Annotated in this window: 6 protein-coding genes; 4 read left to right on the top strand and 2 right to left on the bottom strand. The window is 70.3% G+C overall.

Going from position 1 to position 9635, the window contains the following annotated elements; genetic code table 11:
• The coding region (locus MXD58_RS12515; RefSeq protein ID WP_250609334.1) for a hypothetical protein at nucleotides 1–775 on the bottom strand (775 nt) is incomplete at its 3' end.
• Nucleotides 776–1855: 1080 nt separating this feature from the next.
• Here MXD58_RS12515 and MXD58_RS12510 point away from each other — a divergent pair.
• Together MXD58_RS12510 and MXD58_RS12505 are read left to right on the top strand one after the other, a co-directional pair.
• Nucleotides 1856–3589: an ABC transporter ATP-binding protein gene (locus MXD58_RS12510; protein ID WP_248838776.1), complete on the top strand. Its 1734-nt coding sequence runs from the start codon at nucleotides 1856–1858 to the stop codon at nucleotides 3587–3589.
• A complete protein-coding gene (locus MXD58_RS12505; protein WP_284678263.1) occupies nucleotides 3586–5541 on the top strand; it encodes an ABC transporter ATP-binding protein in 1956 nt (651 codons plus the stop codon). The genes MXD58_RS12510 and MXD58_RS12505 overlap by 4 nt, the downstream gene beginning before the upstream one ends.
• 64 nt (nucleotides 5542–5605) lie before the next feature.
• Here MXD58_RS12505 and MXD58_RS12500 read toward each other — a convergent pair whose 3' ends face one another.
• Nucleotides 5606–6841, bottom strand: coding sequence for an ABC transporter substrate-binding protein (locus MXD58_RS12500; RefSeq protein WP_248838775.1), 1236 nt, complete (start codon nucleotides 6839–6841; stop codon nucleotides 5606–5608).
• A gap of 146 nt (nucleotides 6842–6987) precedes the next feature.
• Between MXD58_RS12500 and MXD58_RS12495 the strand changes: the two genes are divergently transcribed.
• Both MXD58_RS12495 and MXD58_RS12490 read left to right on the top strand, forming a co-directional pair.
• Entirely contained in the window at nucleotides 6988–9069 is a 2082-nt protein-coding gene (locus MXD58_RS12495) for a branched-chain amino acid ABC transporter permease (RefSeq protein WP_248838774.1), read from the top strand.
• A gap of 17 nt (nucleotides 9070–9086) precedes the next feature.
• Nucleotides 9087–9635, top strand: a 549-nt coding sequence (locus tag MXD58_RS12490; protein WP_250609335.1) for an ATP-binding cassette domain-containing protein, incomplete at its 3' end; no start/stop codon positions are given.

The raw sequence follows: 9635 nt of genomic DNA, 5'->3' as shown, positions 1-9635 counted from the left end.
GCCGGACGACCTCGGGCCCCGTGGACACCCGCGCGGGATCCGGCACCCGCCGGGGGGTGGCGTCCGCCGCCGGCATGGCCACGCGAGGTGCCGCGACGCGCTGCCGAGGATTGCCCAGCAGCCGGCCGGTGACCGGAGGTTGCTCACCGATCCGCTCCGTCAGGGAGACGAACGGCCGACTTCCCCATCGGTGGTGGTGGCCGTCGCCCGGTCGCCGGATCGGCGCGGTCGCCGGGTCGCCACACTCGGCCTCCTCGATCTCACCGCGGGACCTGAACCAGCCGAACGACGCGTGCCGGCCGCGCAGCACCGCGTTCTCCGAACGGACGATCACCAGCAGGGCGGTGGCGAAGGCAGCCCGGGTACGGGCCTCGGCGAGCTGCCGTTCGAGTTCGGCGACGTAGTCCGGATCCACCTCTGCGGCGCCGGCGCCCTCCTTGGCCGGCGCGCCGCCGAACGCACCGTGATGTAGCGGCCTGAACCGGTCGAGATGAGCGGCTCGCTGGTTCTGGTCGTCTGGGAACAGCAGCTCGACGTAGTTCTCGATGACGTTCCACTCGATCTGCTTCTCGCCGCGGAACTGGCGGCTCAGATCGCGGGCACGGGCCCGCCGGATCTTGCCATCGTCCTGGTCGGACCAGACCTTGCACACGACCATCTCGTAGCTCACCCGGTACGGACGGTTGAGCGCGTGCAGATGCTGGAGGAGCTCGAGCTGGGTCTTGTTCTCGAGTTCGGGTCTGGGTCCGCGGGGTCGGGCTCCGGAAAGAGTCATCGACGTGCCGTCCGATCGTCGTGGTGGTGCCCCTGGGCGCGAACTGGCACCTGTCTTTGCCTGCGTCGCGACGTCGCTGCTGTTCATCGCGGTCTGGCGGCCGCCCGGCCTGACGACCTGGCCAGTCGCGGACGCGAAGCTCGCACCGACACTATCGGTTCCTTTCCGTTACGGACCGGTTGACGCGCAACTACGAGTACGCGGAAGCGTCGCCGGTGTCAACTGTGCGGCCATGGACCGCCCTGACAGGAATATCGTGTGTTCGGGCCCACCCACCGACCCCGTTTGTCGCCTGACTAACACTTGGCGGAAGTTTGGGGGTTGCCTGGGTGTCAGTGCGTAGTGGGCGCCTTCGGATGCTGATCCGTGTGGGTACGACTCGGCTCGTGTCGTCCCGGCAAGAGCGTCACCCATCGAGTCGTCCGTCCACGTGCGACATTTTTTTGCGGTCAGCGCCCAAGAGTGTGTCATGTTATTCGTGGCGCGTGAATTCGGCGATGAATTCGGTTCTGGCGTCGCGGTGCGGAACCCTCGGCTGTCTCGCTGGCCCGCGGTGTCGCGGTCGGCGGTGTTCCGGCGGTGGGTCGGCACGGTGGCGCACGGTCGCCGGGTGGACTGCGGTGTTGTGGTTGGGAGTCGGGCGTCTCGTCGGAGTGCACAGTTACGCGGCGGGTTGTCCTGTTGCGAACCGGTGTGCATGGGTATGAGTGATCTGCCGCCGCTGGCGGCCCGCGCCCGCCTTGCTGGGTGCCGGCTCGGTTCCACCGGTGGCCGAACATGCTTGGTGAACTGGCCGGAATTCTCGGCCCTCGCTAACTCGGTCGCCAAGGCCGGCAGATCAGATCGAAATCGCCTTGACCTCACGTCAGGTTCAAGTCATATGGTTCCTTAGGCGACCCGGAGGACCACCATGTTCCCAGCCGGCGCCTTCGGTAGTTCGTGCTGCATCGGCTACGGTGCGTTGCGCGGATCCGGGCCGCCAGCACGAGGATCCGCGCCGCTCGCGGCCGCCGGTGGGATCGTCATGTCGTCGCGGCGGCAGGCTGACCAGCCTCGTGACCGCGCAGCAGAGAGGACCGTATGCTCATCCGACTACTGCGAGGGTATCTGGGTCGCTACCGCAGCCAGATCGTGGCCCTGGTGGGGCTGCAGCTCGTGTCGACGCTCGGCATGCTGTACCTGCCGACCCTGAACGCCGACATCATCGATCACGGCGTCATCACCGGCGACACCGACTACATCCTCCGCATCGGCGGAATCATGCTCGCGGTCAGCGTGGTGCAGCTCGCCAGCGCAGGAGTGGCCGTGGTGTTCGGCGCCCGCACGGCGATGGCCGTCGGTCGGGACATGCGGGCCGCGGTGTTCGACCGGGTGCAGGCGTTCTCCGCGCGCGAGGTGGGGGCCTTCGGCGCGCCCTCGCTCATCACCCGGGCGACCAACGATGTCCAGCAGGTCCAGATGCTGGTGCTGCTGTCCTTCACGCTGATGGTCTCGGCGCCGATCATGTGCCTCGGCGGGATCATCCTGGCGGTGAACCAGGACGCCAGGCTGTCGCTGCTGCTGGTCGGGATCGTGCCGGTCCTGCTGATCGTGGTCGCGCTGATCGTGCGGCGGATGCACCCGCTGGGCCGCGGCATGCAGGAGCGCCTGGACACGGTCAACCGGATCCTGCGCGAGCAGCTCACCGGCCTGCGGGTGATTCGCGCCTTCGTGCGTGACGACTACGAGCGTCGTCGCTTCGACGTCGCCAACGCCGATCTGACCGGCTTCTCGCTGCGTTTCGGCCGGTTGATGGCGCTGATGTTTCCCCTCGTGCTCACCGTCGTGAACTTCTCCACCGTCGCGGTGCTCTGGTTCGGGTCGCACCGGATCGACTCCGGCGACATGCAGATCGGTGCGCTGACGGCCTTCATCAGCTATCTCATGCAGATCCTCATGTCGGTGATGATGGCCACGTTCATGTTCATGATGATTCCGCGCGCGGAGGTGTGCGCGGAACGCATCCAGGAGGTGATGTCGACGGAGTCGTCGCTGGTCCCGCCGGCCGAGCCGGTGCGTGAGCTGCACGGTCATGGCCGACTGGAGCTGCGGGATGTGGGCTTCCGTTATCCCGGTGCGGAGATCCCGGTGCTGCGCGACGTCGGGCTGGTCGCCGGCCCCGGCCGGACCACGGCGGTCATCGGCAGTACCGGCAGCGGGAAGACCACCCTGCTCGGGCTCATCCCGCGGATCGCCGAGGCGACCGAGGGCAGCGTGCTCGTCGACGGGATCGACGTGCGCGAGATCGATCCGGTGCTGCTGTCCCGCACCGTCGGCATCGTGCCGCAGCGGCCGTACCTGTTCACCGGGACGATCGCCTCGAACCTGCGTTATGGCAACCCGGACGCCACCGACGAGCAGCTCTGGCGCGCGCTGGAGATCGCGCAGGCCAGGCAGTTCGTCGAGGCGATGCCGGACGGCCTCGCCAGCCCGATCGCGCAGGGTGGCACGAACGTCTCCGGTGGCCAGCGCCAGCGCCTGGCGATCGCCCGGGTGCTGGTCCACCGCCCGGAGATCTACCTGTTTGACGACTCCTTCTCCGCGCTGGACTACGCCACCGACGCCCGGCTGCGCGCGGCGCTGGGGCAGGAGACGGCCGAGGCGACCGTCGTCATCGTCGCCCAGCGGGTGTCGACGATCCGCGATGCCGACCAGATCATCGTGCTGGAGAGCGGCGAGGTCGTCGGGCGAGGTACTCACCACGAGCTGATGGCGAGCAACCAGACCTACCGCGAGATCGTCCTGTCACAGCTCACCGAGCAGGAGGCCGCATGACCACGGCGCCCGCGCCGCGCCGCCCCCCGCCCCCCATGTCGGGCCCCGCGCGGTTCATGAGCGGCAACCTCGAGAAGTCGGTCGACTTCAGCGTCTCGGCCCGCCGCCTGCTGGGCCTGCTGCGGCCGCAACGGGCGGTGCTGGGCGCCGCCGTCCTGCTGGCGACGGTGTCCGTCGCGCTGAACGTGACCGGGCCGCGGCTGCTCGGGCATGCGACGGACCTCGTCCTCGAAGGGGTGTTCAACCGCCGGGTGCCAGCCGGGGTGACGCAGGAACAGGCCGTCGCGCAGCTGCGCGCCCAGGGCCACGGCACCCAGGCCGACCTGCTCGCGGCGATGAAGATCCACCCCGGCCACGGCATGGACTTCCACGCCATCGGCCGGGTGCTGCTGCTGGTCGCCATGATCTACCTGGTGTCGGGGATCTGCGGAGTGGCGCAGGCACGGCTGACGAACGTCGCGATCCAGCGGGTCGTCGGCAGGCTGCGCACCGACGTGCAGAAGAAGATCTCCCGGCTGCCGATCCGCTATTTCGACGGGCAGCCGCGTGGGGAGGTGCTCAGCCGGGTCACCAACGACATCGACAACCTCGGCCAGAGCCTGCAGCAGACGATCTCCCAGCTGGTCGTCTCGACGCTGACCATTGTCGGCGTGCTGTCGATGATGATCTGGATCTCCTGGCTGCTGGCGATCGTCGCGGTGGTGACGGTGCCGGCGTCGATGTTCGTGGCGGCGCGGCTCGGCCGGCTGGCCCAGCCCCAGTTCGTCTCCCAGTGGCGCTACACCGGCCGGCTCAACGCGCACATCGAGGAGATGTACACCGGCCACACGCTCGTCCGGGCCTTCGGTCGCCAGGAGGAGTCGGCGCAGACCTTCCGGGAGTACAACGAGCAGCTCTACGAGGCGAGCTGGCGGGCGCAGTCCATCTCCGGGGTCATGCAACCGGCGATGATGTTCATCGGCAACCTCAACTATGTCGTGGTGGCCGTGGTCGGTGGGTTGCGCGTTGCCTCCGGCGCGCTGTCGATCGGCGACGTCCAGGCGTTCATCCAGTACTCGCGGCAGTTCAGCCAGCCGATCTCACAGGTCGCGAGCATGGCGAACCTGCTGCAGTCCGGGGTCGCGTCGGCCGAGCGCGTGTTCGAGCTCCTCGACACCGTGGAGCAGGACCATGACCCGGCATCGCTGCCCCCGAGCGAGCTGACAGTGCGCGGGCGGGTCGCGTTCGAGCACGTCGACTTCCGCTACAAGCCGGAGCGGCCACTGATCGAGGATCTGTCCCTGGTCGCCGAGCCCGGCCACACCGTCGCGATCGTCGGGCCGACCGGCGCCGGCAAGACGACGCTGATCAACCTGTTGATGCGCTTCTACGACGTGACGGCCGGCCAGATCACCCTCGACGGCGTCGACATCGCCTCGATGCCGCGTGACCAGCTGCGGGCACAGATCGGCATGGTGCTGCAGGACACCTGGCTCTTCGGCGGCACCATCGCCGAGAACATCGCCTACGGTGCCGAGGGGTCGACCCGCGAGCAGATCATGGCCGCGGCGCAGGCCGCTCACGTCGACCGGTTCGTCCGCACCCTGCCGGCCGGCTACGACACGGTGCTCGACGACGAGGGCACCGGGATCAGCGCCGGGGAGAAGCAGCTGATCACGATCGCCCGGGCGTTCCTCGTCCAGCCGCTGATCCTCGTCCTCGACGAGGCCACCAGCTCAGTGGACACGCGGACCGAGGTGCTCATCCAGCAGGCGATGTCGAAGCTGCGGGCCGGGCGCACGGCCTTCGTCATCGCCCACCGGCTCTCGACCATCCGGGACGCGGACACGATTCTGGTGATGGAGAAGGGCGCGATCGTCGAGCAGGGAGACCACGCCGCGCTGCTCGCCGCGCAGGGCGCCTACGCGCGGCTGTACCAGTCACAGTTCGCCCAGGCCGTCGCGGAGGTCTGAGTCCGGCGGGGCGCCGGGTGCGGTCATCGACGCGCACCCGGCGCCCGGTCTGGTCAGTGCTCGGTCAGCCGATCAGGCCGAGCAGGTCACGGCCGTCCTGCCAGGTGCCGGTGACGTCGGCGAAGGCACCGCCCCGCCACTGCAGCAGCCGCACCGCGCTGTTGCACACCGCCGGGAAGATCGAGAGCTGCTTGCCGTCGCAGGTGTACGGGTGGGCCATGACGTTCGGCTCGTCGTGCGTGGCACGCAGGGCAGTGGTCAGGGTGTCGGCCGTGGGCTGGGGCAGACGGGCCAGCAGCGCCCGCAGGTCCAGCACCGTGGAGAAGGCCCCCTGCGAGGCCGAAGTGCGGTCGTTGGGCTTCAGCGCCGCGCGGAACGCCGCGGTGTCCGCGTCGCCGCCGGTGGTCCCGACGGGCAGGTAGCTGGACGCGAAGTAGAGGTTGTCGGTCCGGCCGGCCGCTGCCTGCGGCACCGCCGGGGTGGCGCAGGAACCGATCAGGTAGATGTCGCTGCGGACGTTCAGCGCGGCCGCGGCCTGCACGATCCGTGCGCACGCCGCCGCCTGGAAGACGACGATGATCGCGTCCGGGTTGCCGGCCGCGGCCTGGGTCACGGCCGGTGCGAAATCGGCCGCATCGGCCTTCTCCGCGATGAGCTTGACGTCCGAAACGCCCTTCTTGCGCAGAATGTTCTGTGAACCCTGGATCGCCGCGGTCAGCAGACCCGGCAGGTCGACATACAGTGCGTGCGCACTGTGAATGTGCTTCGTGGCGGTCAGGTAGTTCGTGATTCCGAGGAGTTCCGCCACGGAGCCGCCGGACAGCGCGAAGGCATTCTTCGAGTCGAGCTCACCACTGAGCTGTGGTGATCCGGTGACGTAGGGGATGTGTGCCGACTCGTAAATCGGCATCGCCGCCTGGGTGCCGAAGTCGACGCCGCCGACGACCGCGACCGGCTTTTCCGCGACCAGCCGGTTGGCGCAGTTCTGGGACGATTCCGGGGAGCCATCGGTTGCACAGGTGACCAGGCGCAGGGGCCGGCCGCCAACACCACCGACGGAGTTCGCGCGGTTTACCGCGGCCTGGGCGGCGACCCGGGTCTCCGGATATGACCCAAGAGTGCTGCCTTCGACCGTGACGAAGCCGAGCGTCAGCGGCGGCCCGGTCAGGTGGCTCGTCGCGGCGCTGTCCGGTGTGGCGTCGCCTGATGAGCCACCGCGCTGGCTCGTGCACCCGACGCCTGCCAAGGCGACGGTGAGGGCGACGGAGAACGAGAGGAGGACGCGGGAAGCTTGTCTCACGGGCGGTCAAGCTACACTCCATCTCACCCGGAACCGGAATGAGACCGCCGACTGGCGGGACTGGAGTGATGTGGTGACCACGCACCCCCACTTCCGGGCCTCGTGCAACGGTTGACCTTGGTGCTGGACATCTGCGTGGGAGCCTCGTGACCGCCTATCTGGCAGCTATGCTGCTGGGCCTCGGCCCGGGTGCCGTGTTCGCGGCCCTAGGCCTGGGTCTCGTGCTCACCTACCGTGCGTCCGGCGTCATCAACATCGCACACGGTGCGATAGCAATGTACGCGACCTATCAGTATGCCGAACTTCGCGAGGTCGGGGATCTCGTACTCCCCGTCGTCGGCGTGCCACCCCGAATTCATCTTTCCGACACCCCGTCGTTCCCGCTGGCATTCGGCGTCTCACTCACCATGGCCGCGCTGCTCTCGCTCGCGGTGTACCTGGTGGTGTTCCGCCCGCTGCGCCGTGCTCAGCCGATGATGACGGTGGTCGCGGCGGTCGGCCTCACGATCGCGCTGCAGTCCGTGGCCCTCATCCAGTTCGGCGCGGACAACCGGTTCCTGCAGCCGGTGCTGCCGCAGACGGCGGTGCACGTGCTCGGGGTCACCGTGCCGCGCGACCGGCTGCTGCTGGCCGGGATCGTCGCGCTCGCCGCGGCAGCGCTGTGGGCGATGTCCCGCTGGACGGCGTTCGGCCTGGCGACCAGGGCGGTCGCCGACGACGAGGAGACGACGGCGCTGCTCGGCCGGCGGCCGACCCTCATCGCGGCGGCGAACTGGATGCTCGCGGCGGTGCTGGCGGCCGTCGCCGGCATCCTCGTCGCCCCGATCAGCTCGCTGAACCCGACGGGCTACTCCCTGCTCGTGGTGCCCGCGCTCGCCGCCGCCCTGCTCGGTGGGATGTCCTCGTTCGGGCTGACTTTCCTCGGCGCACTGGCCATCGGCGTCGCCCAGGGGCTGCTGCTCCCGCTGCAGCAGGACGTCAGCTGGCTCAACCAGCCGGGCCTGCGCTCGCTGCTGCCCATGATCATGGTGGTGGTGGTGGCGGCCCGGCGTGGGACGCTGCTGCCCGGCCGGTCCGCGAGCGCCGTCGTGTCCGCGCCGCTGCCCGTCGTCGCGCCGCCGCGCAGCCCGCTCGCAGGTCTGCTGATCGGCGTGCCCGTCGGGGTGGTCGCGCTGTTCGCGCTCAGCGGCGCCTATCGGCTCGGTCTGGAACGCAGTCTCGCCGGCGCGGTCGTGTGCCTGTCGTTCGTGGTACTCACCGGGTACGTCGGCCAGCTCTCCCTGGCCCAGATGACCCTCGCCGGCGTCGCCGGGTTCCTACTGGCCCGGTTGCAGGGCGAGCTCGGCGTGCCGTTCCCGATCGCGCCGATCCTCGCCACCCTCGCCGCAGCGGGCGCCGGGCTGCTGCTCAGCCTGGTCGCGCGGCGCCTGCGCGGGGTCGACCTGGCGCTGATCACCCTCGTGGCGGGCGTCGCCCTACAGGAGGCGGTGTTCGGCAACCCGCTGGTCACGGGGGGCCTGCGTGGTTCGTCGGTGCCCAGCCCGAAGCTGTTCGGCGTGGACCTGGGGATCACCGGCGCGGGCTTCCCCCGGGTCCAGTTCGGGCTGCTGGTGCTGGCGTTGCTGGCCGCCTGCGGCTACGGCGTCGCCAGGCTGCGCACGGCGGGGCCGGGCCGGCAGATGCTCGCGGTCCGGGCGAACGAGCGGGCGGCGGCCGCTGCCGGCATCGACGTGCGCCGTACCCGGGCGGTCGCCTTCACCCTGTCCGCCGCGCTGGCCGGCCTCGGCGGCTGCCTCGTCGGCTACGGCCAGGGCCGGCTGTCGTTCGACTCGTTCGGCGTGACGGCGTCGCTGTTCTTCCTCGCGATCGCCGCCGTTGGCGGGGTGACCAGCGTCGCCGGGGCACTCGTCGCGGGCCTGTTGGTGCCCGGCGGGTTGGCGTTCACCCTGCTGGACCGGGCCGCCGGACTGGGCCGCTACCAGCAGCTCCTCTGCGGCCTCGCCGTGATCGTGCTGGCTGTGCTGCGGCCCGCCGGCCTGGTCCACCGCTCCACCGGCAGACCGTCCGCCGGCAGACCATCCGTACGCGGACCATCCGTGCGCGGACGATGGGGCACGACGGCCGAGGTCCCCCAGCTCGGCGACCCACCGTCCGACCCGCGGCGCCCGGGCGCCGAGGACCGGCCGCGGCTCGTGCCGCACCATGCGGAGCCGGGGGGCACGCCGTGAGTGTTCTGTCGGTGGACATGCTCGCCGCCGGGCAGGGCCGCAGCCGCATCGTCGAGGACGTCTCGTTCCGCCTGGAGGCCGGCACCGTCACCGGCCTCATCGGGCCGAACGGCGCGGGCAAGACGACCCTGATTGACGCCCTCACCGGTTTCGCGACGATCTTCGCGGGCAGTGTGAACCTCGGCGGCGCCGACCTGACCGGGCTGCCGGCGCACGAGCGCCAGCGGCTGGGGCTCGCCCGGACCTTCCAGGCGCTGGAGCTCTTCGACAGCCTGGAGGTCGCGGAGAACCTGGCCGTCGTCGCGCGAACAGGTCGAGGTCCCACCGCCCCTGCGGCCAGGGACGCGAGTCCGCCGGCGGCGCACGCCGCCGGCGGTGGGCATCGGCGCCGGCCTCCGTCCGCGCCGTGGTCCCGGTTCGGGCCGCGGTCCCGGTCGGCCGACCCGGCTGGCGCGCCGGCCGCGGCCACGCCGGAGGTCCGCAGGCTCGGACTGACCCAGATCGCCGACCGCCTGCCGGCGACGCTGACCCATGACGAGCGAGCCGCCGTCGCCCTCGGCCGGGCC

The sequence above is a fragment of the Frankia sp. AgKG'84/4 genome, from assembly GCF_023242965.2.
Classification (GTDB): domain Bacteria; phylum Actinomycetota; class Actinomycetes; order Frankiales; family Frankiaceae; genus Frankia.
Note: the sequence above shows the minus strand (reverse complement) of the source record. Positions and strands in the feature narration are given on the sequence as shown.